Raw genomic sequence first — 13,790 nt, 5'->3', positions numbered from 1 at the left:
ACCGGGATGCCCGCTCTCAGCCCTTGTACTTGGTGGCACCCGTACACTCCCCGCCATGCTGATTCTGGGATTCGAATCGTCTTGTGACGAAACCGGTGTGGCCTTGGTGGACGCCAGTGGCAGCGCCGTGCCGCGCCTGCTCGGCCATGCGCTGCACAGCCAGATCGAGATGCACCAGGCCTACGGTGGCGTGGTGCCCGAGCTGGCGAGCCGGGACCACATCCGCCGCGTGCTGCCGCTGACCGACGCGGTGCTGGCGCAAGCCGGCCTGCCGCTGTCGGCCGTGGACGCCATCGCCTACACGCGAGGGCCGGGCCTGGCCGGGGCGTTGCTGGTCGGTTCGGGCGTGGCCTGTGCCATGGCCATGGCGCTGGGCAAGCCGGTGGTGGGCGTGCACCACCTGGAGGGGCATCTGCTGTCGCCGTTCCTGAGTGCCGACCCGCCCGAATTTCCGTTTGTCGCGCTGCTGGTGTCGGGCGGCCACACGCAACTGATGCGGGTGGACGGCGTGGGCCGCTACGAGCTGCTGGGCGAAACCATCGACGACGCGGCCGGTGAAGCCTTCGACAAATCGGCCAAGCTGCTCGGTCTGGGTTACCCCGGAGGCCCGGCGCTGGCGAAGCGGGCAGAACAGGGCAGCGCCACCGCCTACAAATTCCCGCGCCCGCTGCTGCACAGCGGCGACCTCGATTTTTCGTTTGCCGGCCTGAAGACGGCGGTGCTGACCCAGGTGAAGCGGCTCGCGCACGCGCGGCCCGAAGGCCCGGCCACGCCGCAATTGGCCGAAGCGCTGGACGCGGCTCAGATCGCCGACGTGGCCGCCAGCGTGCAGGCTGCCATCGTCGAGGTGCTGGTGAAAAAGTCGCTCTCGGCCATCGAATCCACCGGGCTGAACCGCATGGTGGTGGCCGGCGGGGTGGGTGCAAACGCCTTGCTGCGTGAGCAGCTCAACGCCGCGTGTCAGAAGCGGCGTGTGCGTGTGCACTACCCCGAGCTGCACCTGTGCACCGACAACGGCGCCATGATCGCGCTCGCCGCCGGCCTGCGTTTCCAGGCCGGGCTGCTGCCCGACGCGGCGGCTGCACCGGCCTACCACTTCGATGTGCGGCCGCGCTGGCCGCTGTCGGCGCTCGGCTGAACGCGCAAGCCCGGAAGGGCCAGGTTGGTGTGTCTGCGCGGAGCTCCATTTGTAATTATGAATTACACTAACAGGTCTTGTCGCCCAGGTGACACTTGACGCCGAGCGTTCCCGCCGGCAGGTTCGAACAAAGGAGACCTTGCCCATGAATTTCACGACCCGTCTGCGCCGTCGCGCGCTGTCCACCGTCCTGCTGGCGGCCACCTGTGCCTCGGCCGCTCTGGCGCAGGGCACGGCGGCGCCCGCGGCCGCCCCCATCCGCATCGGCATGATCGAAGGCCTGTCCGGCCCGTTCGCCAACACCGGTGAGGCGGTGTACCGCAACCTCGTGTGGGCCACGGAGCGCGTCAACGCCCGCGGCGGGGTGAAGCTGCCCGGCGGCCACCGGCCGCTGCTGATCGAGCGTTTTGACAGCAAGGGTCAGACCGAGGAGGCGCTGTCGGCTCTGAGATCGGCCATCGACCGCGACATCACGGTGGTGACGCAGGGCAATTCGTCGGCCGCGGCCTCGGGTCTGATCGATGCCATCAACAAGCACAACGAACGCGATCCGGCGCGCCAGGTGCTGTTCCTGAACTACTCGGCGGTGGACCCGGTGCTCACCAACCAGAACTGCAGCTACTGGCATTTCCGTTTCGACGCCCACGCCGACATGCGCATGACCGCGCTCATGAATGTGCTGCGCGACGACAAGGACCTGAAGCAGATCTACCTGATCGGCCAGGACTACAGCTTTGGCCAGTCGGTGTTGCGCGAAGCCCGCAGCCAGCTGGCCGCCAAGCGCCCCGACGTGAAGATCGTGGGGGACGAGCTGCACCCGATGGCGCGCGTGAAGGACTTCGCCCCTTACGCGGCCAAGATCAAGGCCAGCGGCGCGCAGGCGGTGCTGACCGGCAACTGGGGCAACGACCTGACACTGCTGGTCAAGGCGGCCCGAGAGGCCGGTTTCGAGGGCTCGTTCTACACCTTCTACGGCAACGCGCTGGGCGCGCCGGCAGCGATCGGTGACGCCGGCATCGGCAAGGTGATCGCCGTGGCCGACTGGTTCCCCAACGTGCCCACCAAAGAGTCCGAGGCCTTTTACCAGTCGTTCCGCCAGCGTTTTCCCAACCCGGCCGACGACTACGTGCACATGCGCATGCAGCTCATGGTCGAGTCGCTGGCCCAGGCCATCGAGCGGGCAGGTTCGGTCAAGGCGGCCGCCGTCGCGGCCCAGCTGGAGAAGGTCGAGGTCCAGCTCGCGGGCCAGACCGCGCGCATGCGCGCCGCCGACCACCAGTTCCAGCAGCCGCTGGCCGTGGCGGTGATGGACCGCCAGGGAACGCCCGGCGTGAAATTCGACGTGGAAGGCTCGGGCTACGGGTTTCGCGTGATCCGCAATCTGACGCCGCAGCAGGCCGAGCAGCCGCACGGCTGTAACATGGCCCGGCCCTGATCGAGGGCCGTCATTGGGGAGCTTTCATGCGGGCAGTGGTGGAGAGTCTGGAAGAGTCGCGCATCCGCGAGGTGGCCAATGAAGGCCTGGGGCGCAGCGATGTGCTCAAGTTCTGGTTCGGCGAGAGCGACGAGGTCACGCCGGCCTTCATCCGCGAGGCGGCCATCGCCTCGCTGCATGCCGGCGAAACCTTCTACGCCCACAACCTGGGTCTGCCCGAGCTGCGCCAGGAAATCGGTGTCTACACCCATGCCCTGCACCCCCAGCACACGACCGACCACTGGTTCGATCGCATCGCCGTCACGTCCGGAGGCGTCAACGGCCTGATGCTGGCGTCGCAGGCGCTGGTGGACGCTGGGGACGAGGTGGTCGTGGTCACGCCGGCCTGGCCCAACCTGGTGGCCCAGCCGCAGATCATGGGCGCCTCGGTGAAAACCGTGCCACTCCAGGTGGTGCAGCAGGGCGGCAACGCCGGCGCCTGGGTGCTGGACATGGCCGCGCTGCTGGCCGCCATCACCCCGGCCACGCGCCTGCTCATCGTCAACGCGCCCAACAACCCCACGGGTTGGACGCTGACGCGCGACGAGCAGGCTCGCATCCTCGCCCACTGCCGCCTCACCGGCACCTGGGTGCTGGCCGATGAGGTGTACGAACGCCTGTATTTCGCAGGGAATTCGGGCAACGGCGCGGCGCCGAGCTTTCTCGATGTGTCCGAACCCGAAGACCGGCTCATCGTCGCGCACAGCTTTTCCAAGAGCTTCCTCATGACCGGCTGGCGCCTGGGCTGGCTGGTGCTGTCCCCGTCGCTGACCCATGCCGTGGGCAAGCTGATCGAGTTCAACACCTCGTGCGCGCCGGTGTTCGCCCAGCGCGCCGCCGTGGTGGCGCTGCAGCGGGGAGCGGAAGTCACGCCCGCGCTGGTGGCCCACCTGCAGGGTTGTCGCGACACGCTGGTGCCGCTGCTGAAAGCTGTGCCCGGCGTGACACTGGCTGAGCCCAAAGGCGGCATGTACGCCTTTTTCCACCTGGCAGGGCACGACGACTGCCTGGACACCGCCAAGCGCCTGGTGCGCGAAGCGGGTCTGGGTCTGGCGCCCGGCAGCGCCTTCGGCCCCGAAGCGGCCGGCTGGCTGCGCTGGTGCTTCGCCAGCCGCGATCCCCAGCGCCTGGTGCAGGGCGTGGATCGCCTGCGCGCCTGGCTGGCCGCTCAGCGCTGACCGCTGCTGGGCTATAATTCGCGGTTGCCATCTTCACGGAAGGCAATTCACGCCCGTTGCGGCGGCCGGACCTGAAAGCGTTTCAGGGGTTGGCAAGCTGCGACGGGACGCACGTAACTCCAAGGAATCCGACATGATCGAAAAATCCGTCAAAGCCACTGTTGTGGCCGACAACGCCCGCGCTGCCAACGACACTGGCAGCCCCGAAGTGCAGGTCGCCATCCTGACCGCACGCATCAACGAACTGACCCCCCACTTCAAGCAGCACGCCAAAGACCACCATGGTCGCCGCGGTCTGCTGCGCATGGTGAGTCGCCGCCGCAAGCTGCTGGACTACCTGAAGTCCAAGGATGCCGACCGTTACGTCGCCCTGATCGCGAAACTGGGTCTGCGCAAGTAATTTTGGACTTGGCATGACATGCAAAACGCCTGAGTTGGTTCGCTGGCTCGGGCGTTTGTCGTTTGTCTGCCGCCTTTTTTGATTCCGGAGAGCCAGCAACAGAGCGAAGCTGTGTCATTCCAAAGGCGATGTGTGCCCTCGGGCACGCGACAGTGCCTCTGGAATGGCATCGTGTTCTGGGTTGAGTTTCCGGGTTTTGTGCAGACCGTCTGCACGCCACGCCGCCCCCCGTTTTGAAGGGCGGCACCAAGGAGAAAACCCATGAGTCTTTTCAACAAAGTCACCAAGACCTTCCAGTGGGGCCAGAACACGGTCCGCATGGAAACCGGCGAAATCGCCCGCCAGTCCAGCGGCGCCGTGCTGCTCGACATGGACGGCACCGTCGTGCTGGCCACCGTGGTCGCCAAGACCGACGCCAAGGCCGGCCAGGACTTCTTCCCGCTGACCGTGGACTACCTCGAGAAGTCCTACGCCGCCGGCAAGATCCCCGGCAGCTTCTTCAAGCGCGAAGGCCGCCCGAGCGAATTTGAAACCCTGACCAGCCGCCTGATCGATCGCCCGATTCGCCCGCTGTTCCCCGAAGGTTTCTTCAACGAAGTGCAGGTGGTCATCCACACGCTGTCGCTGAACCCTGAAGTCGATGCCGACATCGCGGCCCTGATCGCCACCTCGGCCGCACTGTCCATCAGCGGCATCCCGTTCAACGGCCCGATCGGTGCCGCCCGCGTGGGCTATGTGAACGGCCAGTACGTGCTGAACCCCGGTCAGACCGCCCGCAAGGATTCCCAGCTTGACCTCGTGGTCGCCGGCACCCAGGCCGCCGTGCTGATGGTGGAATCCGAAGCACAGCAACTGTCTGAAGAAATCATGCTCGGCGCCGTGGTGTTTGGTCACGAGCAGGGCAACATCGCCATCGCCGCCATCAACGACCTGGTGCGCGACGCCGGCAAGCCCGAGTGGAACTGGACCGCGCCCGCAAAGGACGAAGCGCTGATCGCCAAGATCGACGATCTGGCGAAGGCCAAACTGGAAGCCGCTTACCAGATCCGCAACAAACAGGCACGTACCCAGGCCTGCCGCACGGCTTACGCCGACGTGATGTCGGCCCTGAAGGCCGAAGGCATGGCCTTTGACAGCGTGGCCATCGAAGGTCTGCTGTTCGAGATCGAGGCCAAGATCGTGCGTGGCCAGATCCTGGCTGGCGAGCCCCGCATCGACGGTCGCGACACGCGTACCGTGCGCGGCATCGAAATCCGCAACAGCGTGCTGCCCCGCACCCACGGCTCGGCCCTGTTCACCCGCGGTGAGACGCAGGCGCTGGTGGTGGCGACCCTGGGCACGGACCGTGACGCGCAGCGCATCGACGCCCTGTCGGGCGACTACGAAGACCGCTTCATGCTGCACTACAACATGCCTCCCTTCGCCACCGGCGAAACCGGTCGCGTGGGCAGCCCGAAGCGCCGCGAAATCGGCCACGGGCGTCTGGCCAAGCGTGCGCTGATCGCCGCGCTGCCGAGCAAGGAAGACTTCCCCTACACCATGCGCGTGGTCTCGGAAATCACCGAGTCCAACGGCTCCTCGTCGATGGCTTCCGTCTGCGGCGGCTGCCTGGCGTTGATGGACGCAGGCGTGCCCATGAAAGCCCACGTGGCCGGCATCGCCATGGGCCTGATCAAGGACGGCAACCGCTTCGCCGTGCTGACCGACATCCTGGGTGACGAAGATCACCTGGGCGACATGGACTTCAAGGTGGCCGGCACCACCAATGGTGTGACCGCGCTGCAGATGGACATCAAGATCCAGGGCATCACCAAAGAGATCATGCAGGTCGCATTGGCCCAAGCCAAGGAAGCCCGCATGCACATCCTGGGCAAGATGCAGGAAGCCATGGGCGAGGCCAAGACCGAAGTGTCGGATTTCGCGCCCAAGCTCTTCACGATGAAGATCAATCCGGAAAAAATCCGTGACGTGATTGGCAAGGGCGGCGCCGTGATCCGCGCGCTGACCGAAGAAACCGGTTGCCAGATCAACATCGACGAAGACGGCACCATCACCATCGCCGCGACCGAAGCCGCCAAGGCCGACGAAGCCAAGCGCCGCATCGAGCAGATCACCGCCGAAGTCGAAATCGGCAAGGTCTACGAAGGCCCGGTCACCAAGATCCTGGACTTCGGCGCCCTGATCAACCTGTTGCCCGGCAAGGACGGCCTGCTGCACATCAGCCAGATCGCCCACGAGCGCGTCGAGCGTGTGACCGACTACCTGAGCGAAGGCCAGATCGTCAAAGTCAAGGTGCTGGAGACGGACGAAAAGGGCCGAGTCAAGTTGTCCATGAAGGCCTTGATCGACCGCAACGCCGCGCCCGCCGAGCAAGCCGCTCAGCAACAGCAGCAATAAGCCGACGGGTTCAGGCACGATGCAAGCCGTTGAGATCAGCGCTTTTGGCGCACCCGAAGTCCTGCGCCTGACCGAACGTCCGGTGCCGGTCGCGGGTGCGGGCGAGTTGCTGATCCGCGTGCGAGCGTCGGGCGTGAACCGACCCGATGTGCTGCAACGCAGCGGTGCCTACCCGCCACCGCCCGGCGCTTCCGACCTGCCCGGTCTGGAAGTCGCGGGCGTGATCGAGTCGGGTGACGCGGCCGCCATGGCTGCCGCGGGATTCAATGTCGGCGACCGTGTGTGTGCGCTGGTGGCTGGTGGGGGATACGCCGAGTACTGCGTGGCGCCGGTGGGCCAGTGCCTCCCTGTGCCGGCGGGTTTCGATGACGTGCAGGCCGCTTCACTGCCCGAGACCTTCTTCACCGTCTGGAGCAACGTGTTCGATCGGGCGCGTCTGCAGCCCGGTGAAACGCTGCTGATCCAGGGCGGCACCAGTGGCATCGGCGTGACCGCGATCCAGCTGGCGAAAGCCTTGGGTGCGCGCGTGATCGCCACCGCCGGCAGCGACGAAAAATGCGCCGCTTGCCTGTCGCTGGGTGCGGACCACGCCATCAATTACAAGACGCAGGATTTCTCGGTCGTGTCGCGCGAGCTCACGGACGGGAACGGCGTTGACGTCGTTCTGGACATGGTCGCGGGCAGCTACGTGGCGCGTGAGGTCGAGTGCTTGGCGGAAGACGGCCGGCTCGTCATCATCGCGGTGCAGGGCGGCGTGAAGGCCGAGTTCAATGCAGGCCTCGTGCTGCGGTGTCGTCTGGTCATCACTGGGTCGACACTGCGTCCACGTCCAGTGGCGTTCAAGGCGGCCATTGCCGCTGCCTTGCGTGACAAGGTGTGGCCGCTGCTGGAGCAGGGGCAGATCAAGCCCGTCATCCACAGCGTGTTTGATGCATCGGCGGCAGCGCAGGCACATGCGCTGATGGAAACCAACCAACACGTTGGCAAGATCGTTCTGCGCTGGTCCTGAGCAAGTCTGGAAAACAAGATGAGAAAACTGATCGCAGGCAACTGGAAGATGAACGGCTCGCTGGCCGCCAATGAAGCGCTGATCAAGGCCATGCTCGATGGTTTGCAGGGCGCTGCGCCTGCAGCCGACATGGCACTGTGCGCGCCCGCGCCTTACCTGGCGCAAATGCAGGCCCTGCTGCAAGGCAGCCCGATTGCCTGGGGCTCGCAAGACGTGTCGGCCCACGAGCAGGGTGCCTACACCGGCGAAGTGAGTGTGGCCATGTTGAAAGACTTTGGCTGCCGTTACGCCATCGTCGGCCACTCGGAGCGTCGCCAGTACCAAGGTGAAACCGATGACGTCGTTGCAGCGAAGGCCCAGCGCGCGCTGGCTGCCGGCGTGACGCCCATCGTTTGTGTCGGTGAAACGCTCACGCAGCGCGAAGCCGGTGAAACAGAATCGGTCGTGAAGCGCCAGCTCGCCGCCGTCATTCACGCGGTGGGGCATTGCATCACCGAGATCGTGGTGGCTTACGAACCTGTCTGGGCCATCGGCACGGGCAAGACGGCCACACCCGAGATGGCGCAGGCTGTGCACGCCGTGCTGCGCGCCCAGCTGGCCGCGGCCTCGACCAACGCCAAGCGTGTGCACATCCTCTACGGCGGCAGCATGAATGCGGCCAACGCCGCCAGCTTGCTGGCACAGCCCGACATTGACGGTGGCCTCATCGGCGGTGCATCGCTCAAGTCGGCCGACTTTTTGCAGATCGTGGCCGCCGCAGCCTGAGGCTGACGCGGACCCCATTCGATATCCGGAGAAACAAATGAACATCCTGTTGACCATTCTTCAAGCCGTGCAGATCCTCGCCGCGATCGGCATGATCGGTCTGATCCTCATGCAGCACGGCAAGGGTGCCGACGCGGGTGCGGCCTTCGGTGGTGGCGCTGGCTCGGCCAGCTTGTTTGGTGCATCGGGTGGTGCCAACTTCCTCTCGCGCACCACGGCGGTGCTGGCCGGCTTGTTCCTGGCAGGGACGTTGGGATTGGCTTATTTCGGGAACCTGGCTCCTGCTGCGGCACGCTCAGGCAGCGTGCTCGAAAACGTCGCACCTCCTGCGCCTGCTTCGCAGATTCCGGGCACGGATTCGGCGCCGGCAGCGGCCAGTGCTGCTCCCGCTGAAGTACCTGCTGTGCCTGCCACGGGCGCGGCACAGATTCCCGGCAAGTAAGGACGCTGAAAGCCTTGGATGACGCAGGACCGTGCAAGGTTTGCAGCGGGTCCGCGTCACTCTGAAAATCCATGGGCTCGCCCGAAAACCGGGGTGGTTTCAGGGTAAACTCTATGGGTTGTCAGCAAAGCCCGCACTGTTCCTCGCGGACCTGACAATGCAGATCCAGCCGACGTGGTGAAATTGGTAGACACGCTATCTTGAGGGGGTAGTGGCGAAAGCTGTGCGAGTTCGAGTCTCGCCGTCGGCACCAATCAGTGGTAATCATGGCGATCGTGGCCATGCGCAGCGGAACCGACCCAAATGAGTCTCGAACAATACCTGCCCGTGCTCTTGTTCATTTTGGTGGGTGTGGCCGTTGGTGTCATTCCGCAGGCGTTGGGCTACATCCTGGGGCCCAACCGCCCGGACGCCGAAAAAAATTCCCCATATGAGTGCGGCTTCGAGGCTTTCGAAGACGCTCGCATGAAGTTCGATGTGCGCTATTACCTGGTGGCCATCCTCTTTATTCTCTTTGACCTCGAAATCGCTTTCCTCATCCCGTGGGCGGTGGCGCTGACCGACATCGGCTCCGTCGGGTTCTGGGCGGGGGTGGTGTTCCTCATTGATTTGCTTGTGGGTTTCGTCTACGCGTGGAAAAAAGGCGCGCTGGATTGGGAATGAGCATCAACACCTGTACGACACGCAAGCTGCAAGCAGCGCACCGGAGCGGAAGATGATCGAAGGCGTATTCAAGGAAGGTTTTGTCACCACGAGTTACGACTCTGTGGTGAACTGGGCCAAGACCGGATCGCTCTGGCCGATGACCTTTGGTCTGGCCTGCTGCGCAGTGGAGATGATGCACGCGGCCACGGCGCGATACGACCTGGGTCGTTTTGGTGCGGAGGTTTTTCGCGCCAGTCCGCGCCAGTCCGATCTGATGATCGTGGCGGGCACCCTGTGCAACAAGATGGCACCTGCCCTGCGCAAGGTCTATGACCAGATGGCTGAGCCGCGCTGGGTGTTGTCCATGGGCTCCTGCGCCAATGGCGGTGGCTATTACCACTACAGCTACTCGGTGGTGCGCGGTTGCGACCGCATCGTGCCGGTGGATGTGTACGTGCCCGGTTGCCCGCCGACCGCCGAGGCCTTGCTGTACGGGATCATCCAGTTGCAGCAGAAGATTCGCCGCACCAACACCATCGCGCGGGCCTGAGTGCCGCTGCAGCCCACAGGTTCAGAAAGACGGTCCATGAGCGACACCGCTATCTCTTACACCACACCGCCTGCGGCCATTGCGGGCGTGCTGACTGCCTTGCTGGGGGCGCGCGCTCAGTCGATCGATGTCGAACGTGGCGAGGTCACGCTGGTGGTCTCGGCGAACCACTATCTTGACGTCATGCAGACCTTGCGTGATGCGCCTGAAACACGCTTCGAGCAGCTGATCGATGTTTGTGGCATGGACTACTCCACCTATGGTGATGGTGTTTGGGAAGGGCCCCGGTTTTCGGTCGTGGTGCATCTGCTGTCGGTGAGTCTGAATCATCGCGTGCGCGTTCGTGTGTTTTGCCCGGACGACGACTTCCCGGTGGTGGCATCGTTGTCGGGTCTTTGGGCGTCTGCCAATTGGCCTGAGCGAGAGGCGTTCGACCTTTTTGGCATCGTGTTCGAGGGTCACAGCGATCTTCGTCGCATCCTGACCGACTACGGTTTCATCGGTCACCCCTTCCGCAAGGACTTTCCGATCTCGGGTCATGTGGAGATGCGCTACGACGCCGAGCGTCAACGCGTGGTCTACGAGCCGGTCACCATCGAGCCCCGGGAGATCACCCCGCGTGTGATCCGCGAAGACAACTACGGCGGTCTGCACTGATATGGCTGAGATCAAGAACTACACCCTGAACTTCGGTCCGCAGCACCCGGCTGCGCATGGCGTGCTGCGCCTGGTGTTGGAGCTCGATGGTGAGGTCGTGCAACGAGCCGACCCGCACATTGGTCTGCTCCACCGCGCCACCGAGAAGCTGGCCGAGCACAAGACCTTCATCCAGTCGCTGCCTTACATGGACCGGCTGGACTACGTGTCGATGATGTGCAACGAGCACGCGTACTGTCTGGCGATCGAGAAGTTGCTGGGCATCGAGGTGCCGCTCCGAGCGCAGTACATCCGTGTGATGTTCAGCGAGATCACCCGGCTGCTCAATCACCTGATGTGGCTGGGTTCCCATGGCAACGACTGTGGGAGCTCCACCATCCTGATCTACGCGTTCCGCGAACGCGAAGACCTTTTCGACATGTACGAAGCGGTGTCGGGTGCGCGCATGCACGCGGCCTACTTCCGGCCGGGCGGTGTGTACCGCGACCTGCCGGACACGATGCCGCAGTACAAGCACAGCAAGATCCGCAACGCCAAAGCCATGGCGGAGATGAACACCAACCGCCAGGGATCGCTGCTCGACTTCATTGACGACTTCACCCAGCGGTTTCCGACCTACCTGGCCGAGTACCACACGCTGCTGACCGATAACCGCATCTGGAAGCAGCGCACGGTCGGCATTGGTGTGGTACCCCCTGAGCGTGCACTGAACCTTGGCATGACCGGTCCCATGTTGCGAGGCTCAGGTATCGCCTGGGATTTGCGCAAGAAGCAACCGTACGAGGTGTACGACCGCATGGACTTCGACATCCCGGTGGGCAAGACCGGCGACACCTATGACCGCTACCTCGTCCGCATGGAGGAGATGAAGCAGTCCAACCGCATCATCAAGCAGTGTGTGGACTGGCTGCGTGTGAACCCCGGCCCGGTGATCACCGACAACCACAAGGTGGCGCCGCCTTCACGGGAATCCATGAAGTCCAACATGGAAGGCTTGATCCATCACTTCAAGCTCTTCACGGAGGGTTTTCATGTGCCTGAGGGCGAGGCGTATGCGGCCGTCGAGCACCCCAAGGGTGAATTCGGCATCTACCTCGTGAGTGACGGTGCCAACAAACCTTATCGCCTGAAAATCCGTGCCCCTGGCTTCACCCATTTGTCCACCCTGGACGAGATGGCCCGCGGCCACATGCTGGCGGATGCGGTGGCGATCATCGGCACCATGGACATCGTTTTTGGAGAGATTGACCGATGATCTCTGGCAGCAAACCCGTGAGTGCGGCCACGCTCTCCGACGCCACCATCCAACGCTTCGCACGCGAGGTGGCTAAGTACCCGGCCGAGCAGGCACAGTCCGCCGTCATGGCCTGTCTGTCCATCGTGCAGCAGGAGCAGGGCCATGTGAGCCTGCAAGCCGAGAAGGCGATTGCCGCCTACCTGGGCATGCCGGTCATGGCCGTGCACGAGGTCACGACCTTCTACAACATGTACAACCAGCGGCCGGTGGGCAAGTTCAAGCTCAACGTCTGTACCAACCTGCCGTGCCAGTTGCGTGACGGCGAAAGGGCGCTGCACCATCTGGAGCAGAAGCTCGGCGTGCACATGGGCGAAACCACCGCCGATGGCCTGTTCACCTTGCAGCAGAGCGAGTGCCTGGGTGCCTGTGCCGATTCCCCAGTGATGCTGGTGAACGACCGCCACATGTGCAGCTTCATGAGCAATGAGAAGCTGGATCAGCTGATCGACGGCCTGCGCGCCGCGGAGGGCAAAGCATGAACGCCGATCAGGTGATTGCACAGTTCAACGCCACTGGCGTGCAGACCTGTTTTCACGACCGCCACATCAACCCGCAGATCTATGCCGGGCTGAACGGCAGCAACTGGTCGCTCAAGGATTACGAGGCCCGCGGCGGTTACCAGGCCTTGCGCAAGATCCTGGGGCAAGACGGTTCTGCTCCGAACCCGGAGACCGGCGTGACTGGCCTGACGCAAGATCAGGTCATCGCCACGGTCAAGGAATCCGCGTTGCGCGGTCGTGGCGGCGCCGGTTTTCCGACCGGACTGAAGTGGAGTTTCATGCCGCGCCAGTTCCCGGGGCAAAAGTACCTGGTCTGCAACTCGGATGAAGGTGAACCGGGGACCTGCAAGGACCGCGACATCCTGATGTTCAACCCGCACATCGTCATCGAAGGCATGGCGATCGCGGCGTATGCCATGGGCATCAGCGTGGGCTACAACTACATCCACGGCGAAATTTTTGGCGCCTATGAGCGCTTCGAAGCCGCGCTGGAAGAGGCGCGTGCCGCGGGCTTCCTCGGCAACAGCATCATGGGCAGCAACTTCAGCTTCCAGTTGCACGCTCACCATGGTTTTGGTGCCTACATCTGCGGTGAAGAGACTGCGTTGCTCGAATCGCTCGAAGGCAAGAAGGGTCAGCCGCGCTTCAAGCCGCCTTTCCCGGCCAGTTTCGGTCTGTACGGCAAACCGACCACGATCAACAACACCGAAACCTTTGCGGCCGTGCCTTGGATCATCCGCCATGGTGGTCAAGCTTACCTGGAGTGCGGCAAGCCGAACAACGGTGGCACCAAGATCTACTCGGTCAGTGGTGACGTCGAGTTGCCCGGCAACTACGAAGTACCGATGGGTACACCATTCGCCAAGCTGCTGGAGCTGGCCGGTGGTGTGCGCAAAGGCCGCCAGCTCAAGGCGGTGATCCCCGGTGGTTCGTCTTCGCCGGTGTTGCCTGCGTCCGTCATCATGGAATGCACCATGGACTACGACTCCATCTCCAAGGCCGGGTCCATGCTAGGCTCGGGTGCGGTGATCGTGATGGACGATTCTCGCTGCATGGTCGAGTCGCTCAAACGCCTCTCCTATTTCTACATGCACGAGAGCTGTGGCCAGTGCACGCCGTGCCGCGAAGGCACTGGCTGGCTTTGGCGCCTCGTGGACAAGATCCACCGGGGCGAGGCAAGGCCTGCCGACATGGCGCTGCTGGACAACGTGGCCGAAAACATCATGGGTCGCACCATCTGCGCCCTGGGCGACGCGGCAGCCATGCCGGTGCGCGCCATGCTCAAGCATTTCCGGCCCGAGTTCGCGGCCATGATCAAGGCCGACGCCACCGCCTGAA

At 63.9% G+C, this 13,790-nt stretch carries 14 protein-coding genes and 1 tRNA gene; all 15 read left to right on the top strand.

Going from position 1 to position 13,790, the window contains the following annotated elements; genetic code table 11:
• The first annotated feature begins 55 nt into the window (after positions 1–55).
• The 15 genes from tsaD to nuoF all read left to right on the top strand — a co-directional run bounded on the left by tsaD (position 56) and on the right by nuoF (position 13,789).
• The gene (gene tsaD, locus IM738_RS13535) at positions 56–1,138 is read left to right on the top strand and encodes a tRNA (adenosine(37)-N6)-threonylcarbamoyltransferase complex transferase subunit TsaD (RefSeq protein WP_236961289.1); all 1,083 of its coding nucleotides are present in this window, start codon (positions 56–58) and stop codon (positions 1,136–1,138) included.
• A gap of 145 nt (positions 1,139–1,283) precedes the next feature.
• Complete coding sequence (locus tag IM738_RS13530) at positions 1,284–2,573, top strand: branched-chain amino acid ABC transporter substrate-binding protein (protein WP_236961287.1); 1,290 nt, start codon at positions 1,284–1,286, stop codon at positions 2,571–2,573.
• 26 nt (positions 2,574–2,599) lie between these two features.
• The gene (locus IM738_RS13525) at positions 2,600–3,790 is read left to right on the top strand and encodes a pyridoxal phosphate-dependent aminotransferase (protein WP_236961285.1); all 1,191 of its coding nucleotides are present in this window, start codon (positions 2,600–2,602) and stop codon (positions 3,788–3,790) included.
• A 133-nt stretch (positions 3,791–3,923) separates the two neighbouring features.
• Positions 3,924–4,190: a 30S ribosomal protein S15 gene (gene rpsO / locus IM738_RS13520; protein WP_236961283.1), complete on the top strand. Its 267-nt coding sequence runs from the start codon at positions 3,924–3,926 to the stop codon at positions 4,188–4,190.
• Between the two features lie 261 nt (positions 4,191–4,451).
• A complete protein-coding gene (gene pnp / locus IM738_RS13515; RefSeq protein WP_236961281.1) occupies positions 4,452–6,587 on the top strand; it encodes a polyribonucleotide nucleotidyltransferase in 2,136 nt (711 codons plus the stop codon).
• A gap of 19 nt (positions 6,588–6,606) precedes the next feature.
• Positions 6,607–7,596 (top strand): NAD(P)H-quinone oxidoreductase, encoded by a 990-nt coding sequence (locus IM738_RS13510; RefSeq protein WP_236961280.1) that lies wholly within the window; start codon positions 6,607–6,609, stop codon positions 7,594–7,596.
• Positions 7,597–7,614: 18 nt separating this feature from the next.
• Positions 7,615–8,361: a triose-phosphate isomerase gene (gene tpiA, locus IM738_RS13505; protein WP_236961279.1), complete on the top strand. Its 747-nt coding sequence runs from the start codon at positions 7,615–7,617 to the stop codon at positions 8,359–8,361.
• Positions 8,362–8,398: 37 nt separating this feature from the next.
• A complete protein-coding gene (secG, locus tag IM738_RS13500) occupies positions 8,399–8,803 on the top strand; it encodes a preprotein translocase subunit SecG (RefSeq protein WP_236961278.1) in 405 nt (134 codons plus the stop codon).
• Positions 8,804–8,971: 168 nt separating this feature from the next.
• Positions 8,972–9,056: transfer RNA gene (locus IM738_RS13495), tRNA-Leu, on the top strand.
• Between the two features lie 50 nt (positions 9,057–9,106).
• Complete coding sequence (locus IM738_RS13490) at positions 9,107–9,466, top strand: NADH-quinone oxidoreductase subunit A (protein ID WP_236961277.1); 360 nt, start codon at positions 9,107–9,109, stop codon at positions 9,464–9,466.
• Between the two features lie 52 nt (positions 9,467–9,518).
• On the top strand, positions 9,519–9,998 hold the full coding sequence (locus IM738_RS13485) for a NuoB/complex I 20 kDa subunit family protein (protein WP_068175390.1): 480 nt from the start codon (positions 9,519–9,521) through the stop codon (positions 9,996–9,998).
• Between the two features lie 36 nt (positions 9,999–10,034).
• Positions 10,035–10,655 (top strand): NADH-quinone oxidoreductase subunit C, encoded by a 621-nt coding sequence (locus IM738_RS13480; RefSeq protein WP_236961275.1) that lies wholly within the window; start codon positions 10,035–10,037, stop codon positions 10,653–10,655.
• A gap of 1 nt (position 10,656) precedes the next feature.
• Positions 10,657–11,910: an NADH-quinone oxidoreductase subunit D gene (locus IM738_RS13475; RefSeq protein ID WP_236961274.1), complete on the top strand. Its 1,254-nt coding sequence runs from the start codon at positions 10,657–10,659 to the stop codon at positions 11,908–11,910.
• Positions 11,907–12,431, top strand: a complete 525-nt coding sequence (gene nuoE, locus IM738_RS13470; RefSeq protein WP_236961273.1) for an NADH-quinone oxidoreductase subunit NuoE — start codon at positions 11,907–11,909, stop codon at positions 12,429–12,431. Before IM738_RS13475 ends, nuoE begins: the two co-directional genes overlap by 4 nt.
• On the top strand, positions 12,428–13,789 hold the full coding sequence (gene nuoF, locus IM738_RS13465) for an NADH-quinone oxidoreductase subunit NuoF (RefSeq protein ID WP_236961272.1): 1,362 nt from the start codon (positions 12,428–12,430) through the stop codon (positions 13,787–13,789). Before nuoE ends, nuoF begins: the two co-directional genes overlap by 4 nt.
• Position 13,790: the final 1 nt, after the last annotated feature.

It is taken from the genome of Hydrogenophaga sp. SL48, from assembly GCF_021729865.1.
In the GTDB taxonomy this organism is placed as follows: domain Bacteria; phylum Pseudomonadota; class Gammaproteobacteria; order Burkholderiales; family Burkholderiaceae_C; genus Hydrogenophaga.
This window is presented reverse-complemented; position numbering and strand designations above follow the sequence as displayed.

Bases quoted from the DNA above. Each gene is read 5' to 3' on its own strand.
- IM738_RS13510 (WP_236961280.1), top strand. From the start codon at position 6,607: ATGCAAGCCGTTGAGATCAGCGCTTTTGGCGCACCCGAAGTCCTGCGC.
- IM738_RS13475 (WP_236961274.1), top strand. From the start codon at position 10,657: ATGGCTGAGATCAAGAACTACACCCTGAACTTCGGTCCGCAGCACCCG.
- rpsO (WP_236961283.1), top strand. From the start codon at position 3,924: ATGATCGAAAAATCCGTCAAAGCCACTGTTGTGGCCGACAACGCCCGC.
- nuoF (WP_236961272.1), top strand. From the start codon at position 12,428: ATGAACGCCGATCAGGTGATTGCACAGTTCAACGCCACTGGCGTGCAG.
- secG (WP_236961278.1), top strand. From the start codon at position 8,399: ATGAACATCCTGTTGACCATTCTTCAAGCCGTGCAGATCCTCGCCGCG.
- IM738_RS13490 (WP_236961277.1), top strand. From the start codon at position 9,107: ATGAGTCTCGAACAATACCTGCCCGTGCTCTTGTTCATTTTGGTGGGT.
- IM738_RS13485 (WP_068175390.1), top strand. From the start codon at position 9,519: ATGATCGAAGGCGTATTCAAGGAAGGTTTTGTCACCACGAGTTACGAC.
- nuoE (WP_236961273.1), top strand. From the start codon at position 11,907: ATGATCTCTGGCAGCAAACCCGTGAGTGCGGCCACGCTCTCCGACGCC.
- IM738_RS13480 (WP_236961275.1), top strand. From the start codon at position 10,035: ATGAGCGACACCGCTATCTCTTACACCACACCGCCTGCGGCCATTGCG.
- tpiA (WP_236961279.1), top strand. From the start codon at position 7,615: ATGAGAAAACTGATCGCAGGCAACTGGAAGATGAACGGCTCGCTGGCC.
- IM738_RS13525 (WP_236961285.1), top strand. From the start codon at position 2,600: ATGCGGGCAGTGGTGGAGAGTCTGGAAGAGTCGCGCATCCGCGAGGTG.
- IM738_RS13530 (WP_236961287.1), top strand. From the start codon at position 1,284: ATGAATTTCACGACCCGTCTGCGCCGTCGCGCGCTGTCCACCGTCCTG.
- pnp (WP_236961281.1), top strand. From the start codon at position 4,452: ATGAGTCTTTTCAACAAAGTCACCAAGACCTTCCAGTGGGGCCAGAAC.
- tsaD (WP_236961289.1), top strand. From the start codon at position 56: ATGCTGATTCTGGGATTCGAATCGTCTTGTGACGAAACCGGTGTGGCC.